Annotated in this window: 16 protein-coding genes; all 16 read right to left on the reverse strand. The window is 74.3% G+C overall.

What is annotated here, in order from left to right; all coding sequences use genetic code 11:
• On the reverse strand, positions 1–2,562 hold a 2,562-nt coding region (locus tag C5N14_RS25605), incomplete at its 3' end, for a PQQ-dependent sugar dehydrogenase (protein ID WP_117671493.1).
• Between the two features lie 298 nt (positions 2,563–2,860).
• Complete coding sequence (locus C5N14_RS25610) at positions 2,861–3,940, reverse strand: polyprenyl synthetase family protein (RefSeq protein ID WP_117671495.1); 1,080 nt, start codon at positions 3,938–3,940, stop codon at positions 2,861–2,863.
• Between the two features lie 13 nt (positions 3,941–3,953).
• Positions 3,954–5,345 carry an alkaline phosphatase family protein gene (locus C5N14_RS25615; protein WP_117671496.1) on the reverse strand — a complete coding sequence of 464 codons (1,392 nt, stop codon included), beginning with the start codon at positions 5,343–5,345 and terminating at the stop codon, positions 3,954–3,956.
• A gap of 106 nt (positions 5,346–5,451) precedes the next feature.
• Positions 5,452–6,648 carry a metabolite traffic protein EboE gene (eboE, locus tag C5N14_RS25620; RefSeq protein ID WP_117671498.1) on the reverse strand — a complete coding sequence of 399 codons (1,197 nt, stop codon included), beginning with the start codon at positions 6,646–6,648 and terminating at the stop codon, positions 5,452–5,454.
• Positions 6,648–7,520: a TatD family hydrolase gene (locus C5N14_RS25625; protein WP_117671500.1), complete on the reverse strand. Its 873-nt coding sequence runs from the start codon at positions 7,518–7,520 to the stop codon at positions 6,648–6,650. Before C5N14_RS25625 ends, eboE begins: the two co-directional genes overlap by 1 nt.
• A 1-nt stretch (position 7,521) precedes the next feature.
• Positions 7,522–8,163, reverse strand: a complete 642-nt coding sequence (locus tag C5N14_RS25630; RefSeq protein ID WP_117671502.1) for an EboA domain-containing protein — start codon at positions 8,161–8,163, stop codon at positions 7,522–7,524.
• Positions 8,164–8,196: 33 nt separating this feature from the next.
• Positions 8,197–9,102 (reverse strand): sugar phosphate isomerase/epimerase, encoded by a 906-nt coding sequence (locus C5N14_RS25635; RefSeq protein WP_117671504.1) that lies wholly within the window; start codon positions 9,100–9,102, stop codon positions 8,197–8,199.
• Positions 9,099–9,944, reverse strand: coding sequence for an SCO3242 family prenyltransferase (locus C5N14_RS25640; RefSeq protein ID WP_117671506.1), 846 nt, complete (start codon positions 9,942–9,944; stop codon positions 9,099–9,101). The genes C5N14_RS25635 and C5N14_RS25640 overlap by 4 nt, the downstream gene beginning before the upstream one ends.
• Complete coding sequence (locus C5N14_RS25645; protein ID WP_117671508.1) at positions 9,941–11,107, reverse strand: inositol-3-phosphate synthase; 1,167 nt, start codon at positions 11,105–11,107, stop codon at positions 9,941–9,943. Before C5N14_RS25645 ends, C5N14_RS25640 begins: the two co-directional genes overlap by 4 nt.
• A gap of 500 nt (positions 11,108–11,607) precedes the next feature.
• Positions 11,608–12,801: a Gfo/Idh/MocA family protein gene (locus C5N14_RS25650; RefSeq protein ID WP_207892867.1), complete on the reverse strand. Its 1,194-nt coding sequence runs from the start codon at positions 12,799–12,801 to the stop codon at positions 11,608–11,610.
• Between the two features lie 53 nt (positions 12,802–12,854).
• The gene (locus C5N14_RS25655; RefSeq protein WP_117671512.1) at positions 12,855–13,913 is read right to left on the reverse strand and encodes a substrate-binding domain-containing protein; all 1,059 of its coding nucleotides are present in this window, start codon (positions 13,911–13,913) and stop codon (positions 12,855–12,857) included.
• 116 nt (positions 13,914–14,029) lie between these two features.
• Complete coding sequence (locus C5N14_RS25660) at positions 14,030–15,163, reverse strand: ABC transporter permease (RefSeq protein ID WP_117671514.1); 1,134 nt, start codon at positions 15,161–15,163, stop codon at positions 14,030–14,032.
• The gene (locus C5N14_RS25665; RefSeq protein WP_117671516.1) at positions 15,160–16,758 is read right to left on the reverse strand and encodes a sugar ABC transporter ATP-binding protein; all 1,599 of its coding nucleotides are present in this window, start codon (positions 16,756–16,758) and stop codon (positions 15,160–15,162) included. The genes C5N14_RS25660 and C5N14_RS25665 overlap by 4 nt, the downstream gene beginning before the upstream one ends.
• Positions 16,755–17,933 carry an ROK family protein gene (locus C5N14_RS25670; RefSeq protein WP_117671542.1) on the reverse strand — a complete coding sequence of 393 codons (1,179 nt, stop codon included), beginning with the start codon at positions 17,931–17,933 and terminating at the stop codon, positions 16,755–16,757. Before C5N14_RS25670 ends, C5N14_RS25665 begins: the two co-directional genes overlap by 4 nt.
• A gap of 253 nt (positions 17,934–18,186) precedes the next feature.
• Positions 18,187–19,371, reverse strand: a complete 1,185-nt coding sequence (locus C5N14_RS25675; RefSeq protein ID WP_243640029.1) for a YihY/virulence factor BrkB family protein — start codon at positions 19,369–19,371, stop codon at positions 18,187–18,189.
• Positions 19,372–19,433: 62 nt separating this feature from the next.
• Positions 19,434–20,243 carry an ABC transporter permease gene (locus C5N14_RS25680; RefSeq protein WP_117671518.1) on the reverse strand — a complete coding sequence of 270 codons (810 nt, stop codon included), beginning with the start codon at positions 20,241–20,243 and terminating at the stop codon, positions 19,434–19,436.
• Positions 20,244–20,246: the final 3 nt, after the last annotated feature.

A 20,246-nucleotide genomic window follows, 5' to 3' on the forward strand; every position in this document is an offset into this window, starting at 1 on the left:
GACCTGGGTACCGTCGGCACTCGCACCGTTACGCACGTCGAGACACTTGCCACCCAGGCCCCGGACCGGGCCGGTCCGGGTGGTGGCGGCGGTGTCCAGGGTGAACGCGTCCACGTCGTAGAGCGCCCCGGCCCCGCCGGCGAAGGTGAGGTACAGGGTGGTGGTGCCGGCGGGCGCGCCGGAGACCGCCCCGGTGACCGTGGTGAACGCGTCCCACGCCCCGGTGACCGGCACGGCGGCCGAGCCGAGGACCGTCCCGGTGGCCGAGCCGGCCCGCACCTGGAGGGTGCCGCCCGCCCCGGCCGAGGAGACCCGGGCACTGAACGAGGTCACGTTCCCGAGCTGGTACGGCTGGAACGCGATCCAGTCCCCGTTCTCGATGTTGCCGACGGTCTTGCCGCCCTCGGCGGTGCCCTTGTCGAAGGTGGCGATGCCGGACGAGGTCTTGAAGTGCTCGGCCTGCCGGTGCCGGGGCTGGAGGGTGTGCTGGGTGTGCGTGGTCAGCCCGCCCCGGTCGGTGTACTCGGCGTCGAAGATGGCGAAGATGTTCGCCGCGTCGTCGTGCTCGCCGTCGACCGGGATGGCGATCGAGCCGGAGCAGCCGTTCGCCGAGGTGATCTGGTGGCCGTGCTGGTCGTGGCCGAGCACGTAGGTCATCTTGACCTTGGCGCAGTCGATCGTGCCGTCCTCGGGGTCGGTGACGGTGATGCTGAACGGCACGGTGTCGCCGAAGGAGAAGAGCCGGCCGTTGCCGGGGCTGTTCACGGTCACGGTCGGTGCCGTGTTGCCCACGGTGATGGTGACGCTGGCGCTGCCGGTGGCCCCCTGCGGGTCGCGCACGGTGAGCGTGGCGGTGTACGTGCCGTTCGCGGTGTACGTCTTGGCCGGGTTGGCGGCGGTGGAGGTGGTGCCGTCGCCGAACGCCCACGCGTAGGTCAGCGCCCCGCCGTCGGGGTCCGTCGACCCGGCCGAGGAGAAGTTCACGGCCAGCGGGGCCGCCCCGGACGTCCGGTCCGCGCTCGCCCGGGCGGTCGGGGCCCGGTTGCCGCTGGCGATGTAGTCGAAGCGGTAGAGCGCGGAGTTGGCGTCGCCGTTGAAGTAGCCGGTGCCGTAGTCGAGCACGTAGTACGCGCCGTCCGGGCCGAAGGCCGAGTCCATCACCTGCTTGCCGGTCCACGGGAAGGCGTCGATGGTGCCGGGCGAGCCGTCGGCGTTGACGTGGATCGGCTTGATCCAGCCGCGGCCGAACTCGGTGGCGAAGAACTGCCCGTCGAAGGACTGCGGGAACTTCGTCGTCGAGGTGGAGGCGGCGTCGTACCGGTAGACCGGGCCGCCCATCGGGGACTCGGAGCCGCCGCCGAACTCGGGCGGGGTGCCGGCGTCACCGGCGTACCGGATCCAGGCCGGCTTCGCGGCCGGCAGCTTGCCGAGGCCGGTGTTGCGGAACGAGTTGTTGGTCGGCCCGCCCGCGCAGTCGTACTTGGCGCCGCCGGTGCCGGTGGCGAAGTCCCACTCGTTGTACGTCTCGCTGGCGGTGTTGGTGCCGGTGCAGTACGGCCAGCCGTAGTTGCCGGGCCCGGCGACCCGGTTGAACTCGACCTGCCCGCTGGGGCCCCGGGTGGCGCTGGTGGTGCCGGCGTCCGGCCCGTAGTCGCCGACGTAGACGATCCCGGTGGCCCTGTCCACGCTGATCCGGAACGGGTTGCGGAAGCCCATCGCGTAGATCTCCGGGCGGGTCTTCGCGGTGCCGGGCGCGAACAGGTTGCCGGCGGGGATCGAGTACGACCCGTTCGCGTTGACCTTGATACGTAGGATCTTGCCGCGCAGGTCGTTGGTGTTGCCGGAACTGCGCTGCGCGTCGTACCCGGGGTTGCGGTTGGTCCGCTCGTCGATCGGGGCGTACCCGGCGGAGTCGAACGGGTTGGTGTCGTCGCCGGTGGACAGGTACAGGTTGCCGGCGGCGTCGAAGTCGATGTCCCCGCCGACGTGGCAGCACAGGCCCCGGTCGGCCGGGACGTCCAGCACGTCGACCTTGCTGGCCTGGTTGACGGTGAAGTCGGCGTTCAAGGTGAACCGGGACAGCCGGTTGACGCCCTGCCAGGCGGAGAAGTCGGTGCCGGTGGCGGGGGCGTCCCCGGCGGGGGTGGTCAGCGGCGGCGCGTAGTAGAGGTAGATGTGCCGGTTGGTGGCGAAGTTCGGGTCGACCCCGACGCCCTGCAACCCCTCCTCGTCGTGGCTGTAGACGGCCACGGTGCCGACGACCGTGGTGGTGCCGGCGGCGTCGGTGCGGCGCAGCGTGCCGTTGCGGGCGGTGTGCAGGACCGACCGGTCCGGCAGCACGGCCAGAGACATCGGCTCGCCGGTCTCCGCGACGCCTCGGGCCAGCTCGACCTGTTGGAAGTCGCTGCCGGTGATCACGTGCGCGGCGGCCGGGGTGGGGCCGCCGAGGGCGGCCGGTCCGGCGCCGAGGCCGACGGCGCCGGCGGCCACGACCAGCAGCAGCGCCGCGGCGGCGGTGGGCCACCGTCGGGGGTGGCGGGTGGGAGCGTCCTTGATGGACATCGTTGTGCAGTCCCTTCCTGACGTCTGACTGCCAGGGCGGGGCGCGCGCCGTCGCGCCGGATGCCGTAGCGGGGGGATGCGCTCGGGCCGTCGGGTGCCTGCCCGACCGCCGCGGCCTCCGGGCGGGACGGGTGCGTGCCCGGGGGTCACCAGTCGATGGGTCACCGCGCCGCCGGTTCACCTCGACGAAACACCTTCGTGATGCCTCAGACATTAATATCCATGAATTGCTGGTGTCCATACCTTCTGACCACCCAACCTCAACTTTTGCTCGTTCTGGCAAAAGTCCCGGGTGGACTCAGTGGGCGCGGGCGACGGAATGGGCGCTCAGCGCGGTGAGCGCCTCCCGGGCCGGCGGGGTGAGCGGGGCGTCGGCCAGGGCGCGCAGGGCCGCCTCCACCCGGACCCGGATCATCCGCTCGATCTCCTCCCGGGCCCCGGTGGCGTCGATGATCGACCGCAGCTCGGCGGCGCCGTCGTCGTCCAGGTCGGGGTTGCCGAACAACTCCCGCAGCCGGACGGTCTGCGCCCGGTCCGCCGCCGCCCGGGCCAGCGCCATCATCACCGTCGGCTTGCCCTCGCGCAGGTCGTCCAGGACGGACTTGCCGGTGACCGTCGGGTCGCCGAAGACACCCAGCACGTCGTCGCGGAGCTGGAAGGCGTCGCCGAGCGGGTCGCCGAACTCGGCCAGCGCGGCGAGCAGCTCCGGCCCGGCGCCGGCCAGCGCCGCGCCGATCTGCAACGGCCGGGTCACCGTGTACCGGGCGGCCTTCAGCCGGATCACGGTCAGCGCGCTGGCCACCGAGCCGTCGCCCACCCCGGAGACCAGGTCCAGGTACTCCCCCGCGATCACCTCGGTACGCATCAGCGCGAACACCGCGTACCCCCGGAGCACCTGGTCCCGGTGCAGCCCGCACTCGTGGAACATCTGGTCCGACCAGGCCGCGCAGAGGTCACCGCAGAGCAGGGCGGTGTTGCGCCCGTACGCCTCCGGGTCGCCCCGCCAGGCGGAGCGGGCGTGCAGCTCGGCGAAGAGCCGGTGCACCGAGGGCGCGCCCCGGCGCTGGTCGCTGCGGTCCAGGATGTCGTCGTGGATCAGCGCGAACGCGTGGAACAGCTCCAGGGCCGCCGAGGCGACCACGATCGGGGTACCGTCGCCGCCGGCATCGTCGCCGTCGGCGCCCCGCCAGCCCCAGTAGCAGAACTGCGGGCGCAGCCGCTTGCCGCCGGCCAGCACGAACCGGTGCAGGGCCGTGAAGACGCCCCGGGGCGCGCCGTCCGGCCACTGCGGGGCCTGCCGGTCGAGGAACGCGGCCAGCTCGGCGTCGACCCGGGTTCGCAGGCCGCTCGCGTCGGTGGGGGCGACCGTCACCGTCATGTGTCCTCCTTGGTCACTCCGGCTGCGACAGCCCGGCCAGCTCCAGCAGCAGCGACTTGACCTCGGTGGCGGCCACCGCGTCCCGGGCCGGGCCCGGGTCGGAGCAGAGCAGCACCGGGGCGTCCGCCGGGTCGGCCGGCAGCCGCCCGTGCGAGCCGCGCACCGCCCGCGCCCCGGCGTCCAGCCCGACGACGCTCATCAGGTACCGCATGCCCAGCTTCTTGCGGGCCAGGGCGACGCCGGCGCGCCGCTTCGCCGCGCCGGGCGCGGCCGGGTCGAAGAACAGCTCCGCCGGGTCGTACCCGGGCTTGCGGTGGATTTCCACGAGGCGGGCGAAGTCCGGGGCGCGGGCGTCGTCGAGCCAGTAGTAGTAGGTGAACCAGGCGTCCGGATCGGCCACCAGCACCAGCTCGCCGGAGCGCGGGTGGGCCAGCCCGTACGCGGCCTGGCCGTCGGCGTCCAGCACCTCGGCCACCCCGGGCAGCCCGGCGCAGAGCTTCGCCACCGCCGGCACGTCGGCCGGGTCCCGGACGTAGACGTGCGCCACCTGGTGGTCGGCGACGGCGAACGCCCGGGACGTCCACGGGTCCAGGTACTCCATGCCCTCCTGGGTGTGCACCCGCAGCATCCCCTCGGCGCGCAGCAGCCGGTTGACGTCCACCGGGCGGGCCACGTCGGTGATGCCGTACTCGGACAGCGCCACGACCGTGGCGTCCCGGGCCCGGGCGGCGTCGATCAGCGGGCCGAGCACCTCGTCCAGCTCGGCCGCCGCGGCGGCGGCCCGTGGCGAGGACGGCCCGAACCGTTGCAGGTCGTAGTCCAGGTGGGGGACGTAGACCAGGGTCAGGTCCGGGGCGTGGTCGGCAAGGATCTCCTCCGCCGCCTTGCAGATCCAGGCCGACGAGGGCAGCCCGGCCCCCGGCCCCCAGTAGGTGAACAGCGGGAACGTGCCCAGCTTGGCGGTGAGGGTGTCGTGCAGCTCCGGCGGGTCCGTGTAGCAGTCGGGCTCCTTGCGGCCGTCGGCGTGGTAGACCGGGCGGGGGGTGACCGTCCAGTCCACGTCCGCGCCCATGGCGTACCACCAGCAGACGTTGGCCACGGTGTAGCCGGGCTCGGCCCGGCGGGCGGCCTGCCACAGCTTCTCCCCGCCGACCAGGGCGTTGTGCTGCCGCCAGAGGAACACCTCGCCGAGGTCCCGGAAGTACCAGCCGTTGCCGACGATCCCGTGCCCGGCCGGGGGCTCGCCGGTGAGGAAGGTGGACTGCACCGCGCAGGTGACCGCCGGCAGCACCGTGCCCAGCGTGGCGGTGAACCCGCCGTCGGCCACCGACCGCAGCCGGGGCATGTGCTCCAGCAGGCGCGGGGTCAGCCCCACCACGTCCAGCACCACCAGCCGCCTGCTCATGCCGGCACCGCGCCGGGCCGATGACTCACTCGCTGACGCTCGCTCACGCCGGGACCTCCCTTGGTTTCGGCACCGCCGTGCGGCACGGCGGCGCGGTGTCGATGGCTCACGGCCGCACCGCCGTGGCGGCCGGCGCGTCCGCCGGCGCGAGGCCCACGGCGACCAGCTCGTCGCGGGCGAAGGCCAGCTCGGCGGCGATCCCGGTGGCCAGCTCCGCGGCGTCGCGCGGGCGCCGCGCCCGCGGCAGCACCCCCCAGGTGTACGTCTCCACGTCGAGGTGGTCGCAGCCGGCGACCGGCCCGGCGAACAGCGCGGCCAGCGCGGCCCGCAGCACCGGCACGGTGGCGGCCAGCGGCGGCTCGGGCGGGGCGTGCAGCGGCACGTGGTAGTGCACCCGCCACGGGCCGGGCAGCCGGGCGGCCAGGGCCGCGTCGAGGTCGTCGGCGGCGTGCCCGGGGTCGGCCGGGTCGGCGGCGTGCGCGCAGCCCGCGCCCCGGGTCTGGTGCAGGAAGCGCGGCTCCACCCAGCGGTGCAGCGCCTCCGTCTCCCCGGCCGGGGCCTCGATCGCGGCGGAGACCTGCACCTTCACCACCGGCAGGCCGGCGGCGGCGAGCCGGGCCAGGGCGGCGGCCGGCTCCTCCCAGGCGCAGGCCAGGTGGGCCAGGTCCAGGCAGATCCCGAGCCGGTCCGGGTCCGTCCCGGCGAGCAGGGCGGCGGCCTGTCCGGTGGACTCCACCACGCAGCCCGGCTCCGGCTCGAACCCGATCCGGATCGGCCGGCCGGTGTCCCGCTCGACCGCGGCGAGGCCGGCGGCCAGCGCGTCGAGCTGCCGCCGCGCCGCGGCGGACCGGTCGGCGTCCCAGGGGGTCCGCCAGGCCAGCGGCAGGGTGGACACCGATCCCCGGGCCGCGTCCTCGGGCAGCAGGTCGGCCAGCACCCGGGCCAGGTCCAGGGTGTACGCGAGCCGCCGCGGGCTGGTCCAGTCCGGGTGGTAGACGGCGTGCTTGACCACCGGGGCCTGGAAGGCCGAGTACGGGAAGCCGTTGAGCGTCACCACCTCCAGCCCGCGCGCGGTCAGCTCGGCGCGCAGCCGGCGGCGCAGGGCCTCGTCGGCGGCGAGCTCGGCGGCCACCGGGGCGGCCAGCCACAGCCCGAGCCCGAGCAGGTCGCCGCCGAGGGCGCGGCGTACCGGAACGGCGTAGGTGTCCAGTTGACCGAGGACGCCGGCAAGGTCCTCGGCGGGGTGCACGTTGGTGCAGTAGCCGAGGTGGACGGTGTCGCCGCCGCCGTGTCGCAGCCGCATCAGCTTCCGCCGCGCAGGATCGAGTTGCCGGCGAACGTGCCGCCCCCGCCCTCGGGCGGTCCGTCGGCGGGGTCCAGGCCGGTGAGGTCCAGCCGGCCCGACTGGCCGTAGAACTCGGCCGGGTTGCGCCACAGCACCCGGTCGACGTCGTCGTCGGTGAAGCCGGCGAGCAGCATCGCCTCGCCGGTGGCCCGGGTGAGCAGCGGGTCCGAGCGGCCCCAGTCGGCCGCCGAGTTCACCAGCATCCGCTCGGTGCCGTGCAGCCGCAGCAGCTCGACCATCCGGGGCGGGGACATCTTGGTGTCCGGGTAGATGGAGAAGCCCAGCCAGCAGCCGGTGTCCCGGACCAGCCCGACGGTCACCTCGTTGAGGTGGTCGAGCACCACCCGGCCGGGGTCGATGCCGGACTCGGCGACCACGGCGAGGCTGCGTTCCACGCCCCGGACCTTGTCCCGGTGCGGGGTGTGCACCATGGCCGGCAGGTCGTGGGCGACGGCCAGGGCGAGCTGGGCGGCGAACGCCTCGTCCTCCTCCGGCGTCATCGAGTCGTACCCGATCTCGCCGACCGCGACGACCTGGTCCTTCTCCAGGTACCGGGGCAGCAGGTCGAGCACGGGCCGGCAGCGCGGGTCGTTGGCCTCCTTCGGGTTCAGCGCGATGGTGGCGTGGTGCCGGACGCCGAACTGTCCGGCCCGGAACGGCTCCCAGCCGATGATCGAGTCGAAGTAGTCGGCGAAGCTGTCCGGGCTGGTGCGCGGCTGGCCCAGCCAGAACGCCGGCTCCACCACCGCCCGCACCCCGGCGGCGGCCATCCGCTCGTAGTCGTCGGTGGTGCGCGAGGTCATGTGGATGTGCGGGTCGAAGATGCGCATGTCACGCCTCCGTGGCGTCGGGTCGGGCGGTGGGGCTCGGGCCACCGGGCGTGCTGGCGGCGAGCCGGTCGAGCAGGGCGGCGGCGTCGGCGGGGACGTCGCGGCCGGCGGCCCGCCGCTCGGCGGCCAGCCCGCCGAGCATGGCGGCCAGCTCCCCGTCGGCCCGGGCGTCGAGGTCGTGCACCAGGGCCAGCGGCACGCCGGTGAAGACGCACTTGAGCACCGCCTGCCGCCAGGCGGCCGGGTCGAGGTGCCGGGCGTACGGGCCGAGCGCGGCGGCCAGCAGCCGGGTGTCGTTGGTACGGATCGCGTCGTGCAGCAGCGGCGCCCCGGCCGCGCCGACCGGCAGCAACGGCAGGGCCCGCAGCACCGCGCGCTTCTCGGCGGCGTCGCCGTGCCGGTACAGGTCGGCCGCGTGGCTGGCGTGGTCTGCGGGGAGCGCGGCCAGCAGCAGCGCCCGGGCCGCCTCGTCGGCGGTCCAACCGGGCAGGTCGGACAGCGGCCCCCGGCCGCAGCGCCGGGCCGCGGCGGCGAACCAGCGCCCGATCGTGGCCGGCTCGGCCGCGACGCGCTCCCGCGCCGCGTCCAGCCACTCCGGGTCGGGTACCCCCCGCAGCGCGGCGCGTAGTCGTTCGGGTGTCATCCCGCTCTCCCTTCCGAGCTGGTGCGGACGTGCTCAGCCACCGCCGGGGTGGTCCGCCGGGCCCGCCGGCGCGGTGCTGGGATGGCGCCCGGCCGGCGCGGCGGCGGCGCGGAGGAAGTCCAGGGACCGGGCGGCCACCTGCGGGGCGGCGTGCGAGTGCCGGGGTAGCTCCACGGCGACCAGTCCCCGGTAGCCGACCTCGGCGAGCGCCCCGAGCACCGGCGGGAAGTCGATCTCGCCCGCGCCGAACTCCAGGTGCTCGTGCACGCCCCGGCGCATGTCGTCGATCTGCACGTTGACCAGGTGCTCGCCGACCGACCGGACGCAGTCGGGCACGTCGGCCGCCTCCAGGCACCGGCAGTGCCCGATGTCGAGGGTGAGGCCGAACGACGCCGGCCCGCCGAGCGCGGCGCGCAGCCGCCGCCAGCCCGCGATGTCCTCGACCAGCATGCCGGGCTCCGGCTCGAAGCCGAGCGGCACGCCGGCCGCGTCCGCCGCCGCGCAGACCGTGGCGCAGCCCGCCACGAGGCGGTCCCAGGCGACGGCCGGCGGGACGTCGGCGGGACGCACCCCGGCCCAGAACGAGACCGCCTCGGCGCCCAGGTCCGCGCCGACCGCGACCGCCCGGCACAGGAACTCGACCCGGCGGGCGGGTTCGTCGTGCAACAGGGTGGGGGCGTGCTTGTGCCACGGGTCGAGCAGGTACCGGGCCCCCGTCTCGACCACCACGGCGAGGCCGAGCGTTTCGAGCCGGCGGCGCACGGCGGCGGTCCGCCGGGCCAGGTCGGGGGCGAACGGGTCGAGGTGGTCGTGGTCCAGGGTGAGGGCCACCCCGTGGTAGCCCAGGTCGGCGAGGACGGCCAGCGCGTCGTCGAGCCGGTGGTTGGCGAAGCCGTTCGTCCCGTACCCGAACCGGAGCCCGGCTGTCCGCCCGGTCATGTCGGGGACACCCACCGGGCGAGCCGCCCGGCCAGCGGGGCGGCGGCGGCCACCGCGAGCCCGAGCAGGCCCGCGCCGGCCCGGGCGGTCAGCGCGCCCTGCAACGCGGGCAGGCCGGTGATGCCGGCGCCGACGGCGGCCCGGACCCGGCCCGCCGACGGGTCGGACAGCACCCGGGCCTGGGCTCCGCCGTACCGGGCGAGGTAGCCGGCGGCGAGGGCCACCGGGGCGGCGGCCGGGCGGGGGCCGACCGCGGCGGCGGCGACCAGGGCGGTCCCGGCGAGGGTCGCCTGCGGCAGCCGGCGGTCCGTCCCGCTGACCTCGCGGCGGGACAGCGCGGTGACCGTCCAGGTGTGCGCGGCCACGGTGACCGCCGCCGGGACGGCCCGGGACAGCCGGCCGCCGGTCGCGCCGAGCAGCACGTCCAGCCCCCGGCAGGCGGCCATCACGGCCGGGCCGGCGGCGGTGTTCTTCGCCGCGAGGTCGTACCCCCAGACGGCGACGGCGAGCGGGACGGCGACAGCGGCGGCACGCCGGCCGCCCGCGGCGGTCGCGAGGGCCACCCCGGCGGCGGTGAGGCCGGTGGCGAGGCCGAGCGCGGCCGGCGGGCTGATCCGGCCGCTGGGGATCGGCCGCTCCGGGCGCTCGACGGCGTCGAGCCGCCGGTCGGCCCAGTCGTTCGCGGCCATCCCGGCCCAGTACAGCAGCACCGACGCGGCGGCCAGGCCGGGCGTACGCCGGCCGAGCACCCCGGCCGCCGCCGCGCCGGCCAGCACGTCGCCCGGCACGGAGAGCCCGGCCGGGGCGCGGACCAGCTCGGCCAGATCGGCGATGCTGGTCACGCCGCACCGCCGGTCCGCCGGGCGGCGTCGGCGTGCAGCGCGGCGACGAAGCCGGTCAGCCGGGCCCACTGCTCGGCGAGCGCGTGGGTGGGCGCGTCGAGCGGGTCCTTGAAGAAGAACGCGAGGTCGGTCAGGGGCCCGTGCCGGCCGGCGGCGTGCGCGGCGGCGGTGATCCGGGCCAGGTCGAGCACGAGCGGGGCGGCCAGCGCCGAGTCGCAGCCGTGCCAGGTGAACTCCATCCGCATGCCGGTGCCGAGGAAGCCGGCGAAGGTGACCAGGTCCCAGGCGGTCTTGAAGTCGCCCAGTTCCTCGACGTACTCGATGCGGGTGTTGCCCTGCGGGACGTAGCCGAGGGTCTCGCCGAGGACCCGCTGCTTGCTGGCCACCTTGGCGGCGTTGGCGTCCGGTTCGGCCAGCGTGGCGCCGTCGCCGCCGCCGAGCAGGTTCACCCCGGACCAGGAGCGCACGGCGAGGTGCCGCATCGCGAACATCGGGGCGAGCACGGACTTGAGCAGGGTCTCCCCGGTCTTGCCGTCGTGCCCGGCGTACGGCAGGGCGTGCCGGGCGGCCAGCGCTGCCAGGGCCGGCAGCCGGGCCCCCGTCGACGGGGTGAAGTCCACGTACGGGCAGCCCGCGGTGAACGCCGCGTACGCGTACAGCGAGCTGGGCGGCAGCACCTCGTCGGGGCCGGCGAGCGCGGCGGCCAGGGCGTCCGGGTCGGCGTGCGCGGGGTGCGGGCGGGCGACCGGTTCGGTGGCGGACACGTTGACCACCACCACCCGGTCGAGCCGGCGCCGGTCGCGGAAGCTGGTGAGGTCGGCGACGACGGCGGCCACCCGGTCGGCCTGGCTCCCGCCGGTCGGCGCGGGGCGCACCTCGCCGTCGACGGCGGCCAGTTCCTCGCCGAGCGCGGCGGCCAGCCGGGCGGGTAGTACGCCGGTGTCGGCCAACGCCTCGGCCCGCTTCGCCAGCGGGGTGGTGACCACGTCGTGGCCGGCGAGGAACAGGTCGGTGAAGGACGGCAGGGCGGGGCCCCGCAGCTCGGGCAGCTCGGTGACGCAGCCGGTCGGGCCGGTCAGCCCGGCCCGCAGGGCGAGCGCCCCGACGATGCTGGTGGTCGCGACCGAACCGCGCGCGCCCACCAGCCAGACACCCGTACGCATGGTGCTCCTTCCCGATCAGGAGTACCGGCCGAGCAGTGCTCCGACCAGAGATTGACTTCGGTGCGGGGCGCGCCCCGCCCGGCCGCCCGCCCGAGGGCGCGTCCGGCGACGAAGGCGGCGACGACGCCACCGGACGGTCCCCGGGACGGACGGGACGGACGGGGCTGGCAGGCAGGGCCGGTCGGCGTCCCGTCCCTGCCTCCCCCGCATCCGTGGTACGCGGCCCTCCGGCGCGGCCGGGGAATCCCGGTCCGGCCGCACCGGACGACCGTCCTGCTCTCGTGCGGCGGCGGGACGCAGCCCGTCGTCGCACGCCCTCCGGAGCCGACCTCGTCCCCGCCGCGGGGCGCAACCGCGGCGGGTCCCTCGCCGGTCGGTCCGGAAAGCCTCTCGGGCGGTGGCGACGGCACGCGCCGCCACCGCGGTTCCTCCACCGGCGCACGGTTGCCGCCGGTGCGGTCGGCGGCAGCGACCCGGGGGCCGCCTCCGCCGACCCGGGCTCAGGCGGGCACCGCCTCCAGGGTCGGCTCCACGTCGGTCCACGTGGAGTCCAGCTCCGCCGAGCGGGTCACCGCGTCCAGCACGAGCTGGACCTGCAACCCGTCGGTGAACGAGGGCGCCGGGTCGGCGCCGGTGGCGACCGCCTCGACGAAGTCCCGCATCTGGTGGGTGAAGGAGTGCTCGTAGCCGATGATGTGACCGGGCGGCCACCACGCCGACATGTACGGGTGGTCCTCCTCCGTCATCAGGATGCGGGTGAAGCCCTGTTCGGCCGCCGGCCGCGTGGCGTCGTAGAACTCCAGCTCGTTGAGGCGTTCCAGGTCGAAGGCCAGGGTGCCGAGCGAGCCGTTGATCTCCACTCGGAGCGCGTTCTTGCGCCCGGTGGCGAACCGGCTCGCCTCGTACGTGGCCAGCGCCCCGCCGTCGAGCCGGGCGACGAAGACCGCCGCGTCGTCCACGGTCACCGTGCCGGTGGCCGGGCCGTGGCCGTCGACCGCCCCGTTGCCGGCGGCCTGGGCCGCCAGGCCGCTCGACTCCGCCGGCAGCGGGCGCTCCTTGACGAACGTCTCGGTGACCGCGCTGACGCCGGTGATCCGCTGCCCGGTGACGAACTGGGTCAGGTCGATGATGTGCGCGCCGATGTCGCCCAGCGCGCCGGAGCCCGCCCTGTCCCGCTGCAACCGCCAGACCAGCGGAAACTGCGGGTCCACGATCCAGTCCTGGAGGTACGCCGCCCGGACGTGCCGGATGGTGCCGAGCCGGCCCTCGGCGATCAGCCGCCGCATCATGGCCACGGCGGGGACCCGGCGGTAGTTGAACCCGCACATGGACCGTACCCCCGACGCCCGCGCGGTGGCCGCGGCGGCGGCCATCGCCCGGGCCTCGGCCACCGTGTTGGCCAGCGGCTTCTCGCAGAGCACGTGCTTGCCGGCGGCCAGCGCGGCGAGCGCGATCTCGGCGTGGCTGTCGCCCGGTGTGCAGATGTCGACCACGTCGATCTCGTCGGACTCGACGAGGCGCCGCCAGTCCGTGGTGTGCGCCTCCCAGCCGAGCCGGTCGGCGGCGTCGGCCACCTTCGCGGTGTCCCGACCGCAGACCAGCGACATCCGGACCCGTGCCGGCAGGTCGTACACGCGGTTCACGGTGCGCCACGCCTGTGAGTGCGCGGCGCCCATGAACGCGTAGCCGACCATCCCGACCCGCAGGTGACTGTGGTGAGTGGACAAGGTGGGTCTCCCCCCGTGTGTCAGAACCCGAGCTTGAGGTAGCTGCTCGCGTTCTCCTTGGTGATCGTCTCGGAGGCCAGCACGATCTCCTTGGGCACCTGGAGCTCCACCAGGTCGGACATGCCCTTGCCCTGACCGATGAGCCGGGCCAGCGAGATCGCGGAGGACGCCATGGACGGGCTGTAGGTGACGGTGGCCTTCAGGACCGTGTTGTCGGCCTGGATGTCCTCCATCGCCTTCTTCGAGCCGGCGCCGCCGACCATGAAGAACTCCTTGCGGCCGGTCTGGTTGACCGCGGCGAGCACGCCGATGCCCTGGTCGTCGTCGTGGTTCCAGACCGCGTCGATCTTCGGCAGGGCCTGGAGCAGGCCGGTGGCGGCCTGCTGGCCGGAGTCAGCGGTGAACTCGGCCGGGCGGCGGTTGGCCACCTTGAACCCGGCCGCGGCGAGGGTGTCGGCGAAGCCCTTGGAGCGTTGCTGGGTCAGCTCCAGCGAGTCGATGCCGGGGATCTCACCGATGACCGGGGTGCTGACGCCCTTGGCCTTGAGCTGCGCGACGATGTAGTTCGCGGCGGCCACGCCCATGCCGTAGTTGTCGCCCATGATCTGTAGGCGGTAGGCGAGCGCGTCGGGGAAGGCCCGGTCCAGGTTGACCACCGGGATGCCGGCCTTCATCGCCTCCAGGCCGGCGGCGTTGAGCTCCTTGCCGTCGTGCGGCAGCATGACGATGACGTCCGGCTTCTGGGCGATCAGGGTGGACAGCGCCGCCCGCTGGGCCGCCGCGTCCGCGCCGGCCTCGACGGTCTTGAAGTCCACGTCGGAGTACGCAGCGGCCTGCGCCTTGGCGTTCGTGGTGATGGCGGCCAGCCAGCCGTGGTCGGCGGCCGGGGCGGAGAAGCCGATGGTCACCTTCTTGCCGGGGGTGCTGTTGCCGCCGGCGGCGGTGTCGGCCGCCTTGGTCTGCGCCGCCGTGGGCGCCGCCTCGTTGCTGGTGCACCCGACGAGCAGTGCGCCGGCGCCGAGTGCGGCCCCGCCGAACAGCAGCCGGCGGCGCGACAGGTCCCGACTGTGCTGGGTCATGACGACCTCCTGGGAGAAGGGGTGGTGGAGGGAGGAAAAGGGTGTGCAGGGCCCGGCCACCGTCGGTACGACGGCGACCGCTGTGGTGCGGGGTGGAATCCGGTGGTGCCCGTGGATCAGCCGGTGGTGAGCCGGTTGCGGCCCAGGAACTGGGTGAAGCTGCGGAACTGGAACTGCTGGACCAGGACGGCGGCGACGATGATGCCGCCCTTGACCATGTTCTGGGCCTCGGTGGAGAGGCCGTTGATGGCGAACAGGTTGGTGATGGTGGAGAAGATGATCACGCCGAGCAGGGAGCCGACGATCGTGCCCCGCCCGCCGCTGAGCAGCGTCCCGCCGATGATCGCGGCGGCGATCGCGTCCAGTTCGTAGAGGTTCGCCATCGCCGCCTGGGCGGAGGTGGCCTGCGCGGTCAGCATGATCGCGGCGATCCCGCAGCAGAGGCCGGAGAGCGCGTAGAGCAGCACGGTGTGCCGCCGGACGTTGATGCCGGCCAGCCGGGCGGCCTCGGGGTTCCCGCCGACGGCGACGGTGCGCCGGCCGAAGGTGGTCCGGTTGAGCAGCACCCACCCGGCGGCGACCACGGCGGCCAGGATGTAGACCAGCAGCGGGATGCCGAGCAGGCTGGTGCTGGCGATCCCGTTGATGGCGGCGTTGTCCGAGACCTGGGTCTGCTTGCCGGAGATCTGGGCGGCCAGGCCCCGGGCGGCCACCATCATGGCCAGGGTGGCGATGAACGGCACCAGCTTCCCGTACGAGACGAGCAGGCCGTTGACCAGGCCGACGCACATGCCGACGACGAGCGCGGTGAAGATCATGCCGCCCGCGCCGTAGCTCTGGGTGGCGAGGGTGGTGCACCAGACCCCGGCGAGCGCCACGATCGCGCCGACCGACAGGTCGATGCCGCCGCCGATGATCACGAAGGTCATGCCCACGGTGACCACGCCGACCACCGAGGCGAGCTTGAGGATGGTGAGGATGTTGTTCCACACCCAGCTCGAGTCGCCGTACAGGTCGGGTCGGGTGGCGATGCCGATCAGGATCAGCACCACCAGGACCCCGATCAGGCCCAGGTTGCGCCGCGTGCCCTCGCCGCCGTCGCCGCGCCACCAGGAGAGCTGGCCGGTTCCGCCGGAACCGTGGGCGGGGCCCTTGCCGACCGCCCCGGCCACGGCCGGGTCCACCGGCGAGGACTGGGGCGGCAGCGCCTCCGGCCGGTCCGGTGTGGCGGTGGGTGTGCTGTCGCTCATGCGGGTGCGCCTTCCATCAGTGACCCCGCCATGACGAGGTCGAGCACCGTGTTCTCGTCCAGTTCGCCGGCAGGCGCCTCGCGCACCATCCGGCCCTCCCGCATCACCAGCACCCGATCGGCCAGGCCCAGCACCTCGGGCACCTCGCTGGAGACCAGCAGGACCCCGACGCCCCGGGCGGCCAGCTCACGGATCACCTGGTACAGCTCGGCACGGGCGCCGACGTCCACCCCGCGGGTGGGCTCGTCGAGCAGCAGCAGCCGGGTGTCGCCGAGCAGCCAGCGCCCGACCACCACCTTCTGCTGGTTGCCCCCGGACAGGGTGCGCACCGGCCGCCGCACGTCGCGGGGGCGCAGCTCCAGGGAGTCCGCGATCCGGTCCGCCTCGGCCCGCTCCCGCCCGGCGTCGGTGAAGCCGAGGCGGGCGTACCGGCCGAAGGTGGCCAGGGTGACGTTGCGGTAGATCGGCTCGCCGAGCAGCAGCGCCTGGCTCTTGCGCTCCTCGGGGGCCATTCCCATGCCGGCCCGTACCGCCGCGCCGACGCTGCCCGGGCGCAGCGCGTGCCCGCCCATCCGGATCGTCCCGGCGTGCGCGCGGCGCGCCCCGTAGATGGTCTCCAGCAGCTCGGACCGGCCGGAGCCGACCAGCCCGGCGATGCCGACGATCTCACCGGCCCGCACGCCGAGCGAGACGTCGGCGAACTCGCCGGACCGGGTCAGGCCGTCGACCCGGAGCAGCTCCGCGCCGGTGCCGGAGTCGGCCGGGCGGTCCGGGAAGACGTACTCGATGGTGCGGCCGGTCATCCGGGCGACCAGGTCGCGGGTCGGGGTGTCGCGCGCCGGCAGGTTCGCCGCCGTGGTCCGGCCGTCCTTGAGTACGGTGACCCGGTCGCCGATCTCCCGGATCTCCTCCATCCGGTGGGAGATGTAGATGACCGCGATGCCCTGCGCGGTCAGCTCCCGGATGATCCGGAACAGGTTGCCCACCTCGTCGTGGGCCAGCACCGCGCTCGGCTCGTCCATGATGATCAGTCGGGCCTCGTGGGACAGCGCGCGGGCCATGCTGACGATCTGCTTGCCGGCCGCCGGCAGCGCCCGGACCATCCGCCCCGGCGGGATCTCGCCGTGGCCGAGCCGGCCGAGGATCTGCCGGGTCCGGCGGGCCATCTGGCCGCGGCGGACGAAACCCGCCCGGCGCGGTTCGTGGCCGAGGAAGGCGTTCTCCGCGACCGACAGGTCCTCGACCAGGTCGAGCTCCTGGTAGATGGTGGCGATGCCGGCGCGCATGGCGGCCTGCGGGTTGGCGAACTCGGCGGGCTGCCCGCGCCACTCGACCTGGCCGGAGTCGGGGCGGTGCACCCCGGCGAGGACCTTGATCAGGGTGGACTTGCCGGCCCCGTTCTGCCCGAGCAGGCAGTGCACCTCGCCGGCCCGCACCTCCAGCTGCACCCCGTCCAGCGCCCGTACGCCGGGGAAGGTCTTCACCACGTCGGTGAGGCGCAGCACCACCTCGCCGGGGACGGCGTCGGCAGGCGCCTCGACCAGCGGACCGGTGGCGGTGTGCGCCGGGTCGGCGGCGGCCTCGTGCGTGGTCATGACGCCTCCCCGAAGGCCACGTCGCTGGCGAGCACGGCCGCGCCGGCCACCCCGGCTCGCGGGCCCAGCTCGGACAGGACGACCGGCAGGTTGCCGGTCGCCAGCGGCAGCGAACGGCGGTACACCACGCTGCGGATCTCGGCGAGCAGGATGTGGCCGAGCTGGGCCAGCCCTCCACCGATCACGATCATCGACGGGTTGGCGAAGCTGACCAGGCCGGCCAGCACGCCGCCGACCCGCCGGCCGCCGTCGCGGATGAGCTGGATACAGGTCACGTCCCCCTCGACGGCGCCCTCGGCGACGTCCCGGGCGGTGACCACGCCCCGGTTGGCGAGCCGGTCGGCCAGGGCCGGGGACGATCCGCTGCGGGCCGCGGCGTTCGCCTCCCGGGCCAGCGCGGCGCCGCTGAACAGCGCCTCCAGGCAGCCGGCGTTGCCGCAGGAGCACATCGGACCGTGCGGGTCGACCTGGATGTGCCCGATGTCGCCGGCGCAGCCGTCGGTGCCCCGGTAGACGTCGCCGCCGAGGAAGATCCCGCACCCTATGCCGGTGCCGATCTTGACGAACAGGAAGTCGTCCACCGAGTGGGCGACCCCGCCGTGCCGCTCGCCGATCGCCATGATGTTGACGTCGTTGTCGACCACCGCCGGGCAGCCGTGCTCGCGGGTCAGCAGCTCGCGGACCGGGAACCGGTCCCAGCCGGGCATGATCGGCGGCGAGACCGGCACCCCGTCGCGGAAGCTCACCGGGCCGGGCACCCCGATGCCGACCGCGTGCAACCGGTCGTAGGCCCCGTCGACCCGCGCCTTGTGCAGCAGCTCGTTGACCCGTTGCAGGGTCACCTTCGGGCCGTTGCGGATGTCCGCCGGTTCCGCGTACGCGGCGACGGTCTCCAGCCGGCCGTTGACCACCTCGAGATCGATCGAGCTGGCCCCGAGGTCGACCGCCGCGAAGCGCAGTTGCGGGTTCAGCTCCACCAGCGTGGACCGGCGCCCGCCCCGGGACGCCGCGAGACCGGCCTCGGCGACGTAGCCGAGGGCGACCAGCCGCTCCAGCTCGGCGAGCAACCGGGGGCGCGGCATCTGCAACCGGTCCCCGAGCTCCGCCCGGGACACCGCCCCCTCGTCGCGGAGCAACCGCAACAGCCGCAGGTGCAGGGGATCCACCGTTCGCACCGGCACTCACCTCCGCCTCGGAGTCATTCACACCAACGAAACGTCGATGTGTTGTGTCCGACACAGTAGGAGGCTTCCGTGTCATCTGTCCAGAGCTTCGGCCAATCCGACGCTAACTTTTGTACGTTCGAACAAAAGCTGATAGTTGATCTAGGAAAGTCGGCAGGTCGACAGCCGCCCCGCCGCACGGGGGCGGGGCGCGGCTGCGGAGCGTCCAACAGCCGGGCCCGGGGCTCCGACGGGCGGCCCGAGGTCAGCGGCCGGCGGCGGAGTTGCGCCTCTTCCTCAGCTTGCGGTCGTCGCGCAGCTCGACGTACGGCTCGACCTCGGCCGGGTGCCCCGCGGAGATCGCCCGGCTGCGCTCCAGCTCCGCGTCGAACTCCGCGCCCAGCAGGATCGCGATGTTGCTCAGCCACAGCCAGACCAGGAAGATGACCACCCCGGCCAGCGCCCCGTACGTCTTGTTGTACGAACCGAAGTTGCCGACGTAGAGGGCGAACAGCCCGGAGACCAGCAGCCAGATCAGCACGGCCAGCAGGCCGCCGGGGCTGACCCAGCGGAACCCGCCGTGCCGGGCGTTCGGCGACGCCCAGTAGAGGATCGCGAACATCAGGCTGACCAGTACCAGCAGCACCGGCCACTTGGCGACGTTCCACACCGTCACCGCGGTGGAGCCGATCCCGATGGCGCTGCCCGCCTCCTCGGCGAGCCGTCCGGTGAAGACCACGATCACCGCGCTGGCCAGCAGGAGGACGCCGATCACGGCGGTCACCCCGGCCCGGATCGGCAGGGTCTTCCAGATCGGCCGCCCCTCCGGCACGTCGTAGATGCTGTTGGAGGCCCGCATGAACGCGGCGACGTACCCGGAGGCGGACCAGAACGCGGCGAGCAGACCGAGGACGGCGGCGACGCTGGCCAGCCCGCCCGCGTTGGCCGCCTGGTCGATCGCGGCCGAGATGATCTGCCGGATGTTGCCCTCCGGCACCGCCTGGTTGACCGTGTCCCTGACCCCCTCGGTGGCGCTCGGTCCGAGCAGGCCGAGGAGGGAGATGAGCACCAGCACGCCGGGGAAGATCGACAGCACCCCGTAATAGGTCAACGCCGCCGCCCAGTCGGTCAGGCTGTCGTCCTGGAACTCCCGGATTGTCCGCTTCAGCGTCGCCAGCCAGCCGGCGCCCGACAGCTCCGTCGGGCGGTCCGGCCCCTCGCCCGGGCCGACCGGCCGATCCCGAGCCGGGCCACGCCGGTCCCGGTCCGCGTTCCGCCGGTCCCGGTCCGCGTTCCGCCGGTCCCGGTCCGCGTCCCGCCGGTCCCGGTTCCGGCCGGGCCCCGGACGATCGGCGTCGATCCTGCTCTCGGCGCCCGGCCGGGCCGCGCCCGCGGTGCGGGCGTCGTCCCCGTCGTGTCCGGCTCGGGCGGAAGTCTCGTCGGAGGCCATCGCCCCTCCTCGTGGTCGCGGTGTCCACTCGGACATGCCCCGGGAGGGTGACCGCTAACCCGCTACCGGTAGAGCAGGCGTTCCATCCGGCGGGCCGCCACCAGCAGCCCCAGCCCGGTCGCCACCAGCAGGTACGCCACGTCGAGCAGCCAGGACCACCCGCCGTCGGCCAGCGCGACGCCCCGGACCAGGTGCACCGAGCGGTAGAGCGGGGTCACCTCCACCAGCCAGCGCAGCGCCGCCGGGTACGTCGTGGCCGGCACGAACGTGCCGGAGAACAGGAAGAGGGCGAACTGCACCGAGGCGAGCAGGTCGAAATCCTGCCAGCTCCGCAGGAACGTGGCCAGCGCCATGCCCAGCGCGCCGAAGGCGAAGCCGACCAGCACCGCCGCCGGGAAGGCGACCAACGCCCGGACCGCGCCGGTCAGGCCCATCGCCACCATCACCAGCAGGAACGCCGCCGAATAGGCGCCGCCCCGAACCATCGCCCAGCCCAGCTCGCCGAGGGCGATCTCGAACGGCCGCACCGGGGTGGCGATCACCCCGTCGTACAGCCGCATGTACTTCATCTTGCCGAAGAGGTTGAAGGAGGTCTCCGCCAGCGCGCCGGTCATCGCCGACGAGGCGAGCATCGCCGGGGCGACGAAGGCCGCGTACGTCACGACCTGGCCGCCGGGGAGGGTGAGGTCGCCGACCAGTGCGCCCACCCCGACGCCGATGGAGAACAGGTAGAGCAGCGGCTCGACGAAGCCGGAGGCGAGCAGCAGCCAGTAGACCGGCTTCAGCGCCGCCACGTTGCGCTCGGTCACCGAGGCCGCGCGGCGGGACGCGGCGGGGACGCCGACCAGCCGGGGCAGGACGAGAGTGAGCACTTC

Origin of the sequence: Micromonospora sp. MW-13, from assembly GCF_003434305.1 — a bacterium.
Taxonomy (GTDB): Bacteria; Actinomycetota; Actinomycetes; order Mycobacteriales; family Micromonosporaceae; genus Micromonospora.

What these genes read in the sequence shown, in the direction of transcription:
- C5N14_RS25675 (WP_243640029.1), bottom strand. Translation starts at nt 19,371, where the DNA reads ATGGCCTCCGACGAGACTTCCGCCCGAGCCGGACACGACGGGGACGAC.
- C5N14_RS25630 (WP_117671502.1), bottom strand. Translation starts at nt 8,163, where the DNA reads ATGACACCCGAACGACTACGCGCCGCGCTGCGGGGGGTACCCGACCCG.
- C5N14_RS25615 (WP_117671496.1), bottom strand. Translation starts at nt 5,345, where the DNA reads ATGAGCAGGCGGCTGGTGGTGCTGGACGTGGTGGGGCTGACCCCGCGC.
- C5N14_RS25625 (WP_117671500.1), bottom strand. Translation starts at nt 7,520, where the DNA reads ATGCGCATCTTCGACCCGCACATCCACATGACCTCGCGCACCACCGAC.
- C5N14_RS25660 (WP_117671514.1), bottom strand. Translation starts at nt 15,163, where the DNA reads ATGAGCGACAGCACACCCACCGCCACACCGGACCGGCCGGAGGCGCTG.
- C5N14_RS25645 (WP_117671508.1), bottom strand. Translation starts at nt 11,107, where the DNA reads ATGCGTACGGGTGTCTGGCTGGTGGGCGCGCGCGGTTCGGTCGCGACC.
- eboE (WP_117671498.1), bottom strand. Translation starts at nt 6,648, where the DNA reads ATGCGGCTGCGACACGGCGGCGGCGACACCGTCCACCTCGGCTACTGC.
- C5N14_RS25655 (WP_117671512.1), bottom strand. Translation starts at nt 13,913, where the DNA reads ATGACCCAGCACAGTCGGGACCTGTCGCGCCGCCGGCTGCTGTTCGGC.
- C5N14_RS25635 (WP_117671504.1), bottom strand. Translation starts at nt 9,102, where the DNA reads ATGACCGGGCGGACAGCCGGGCTCCGGTTCGGGTACGGGACGAACGGC.
- C5N14_RS25650 (WP_207892867.1), bottom strand. Translation starts at nt 12,801, where the DNA reads ATGGTCGGCTACGCGTTCATGGGCGCCGCGCACTCACAGGCGTGGCGC.
- C5N14_RS25610 (WP_117671495.1), bottom strand. Translation starts at nt 3,940, where the DNA reads ATGACGGTGACGGTCGCCCCCACCGACGCGAGCGGCCTGCGAACCCGG.
- C5N14_RS25665 (WP_117671516.1), bottom strand. Translation starts at nt 16,758, where the DNA reads ATGACCACGCACGAGGCCGCCGCCGACCCGGCGCACACCGCCACCGGT.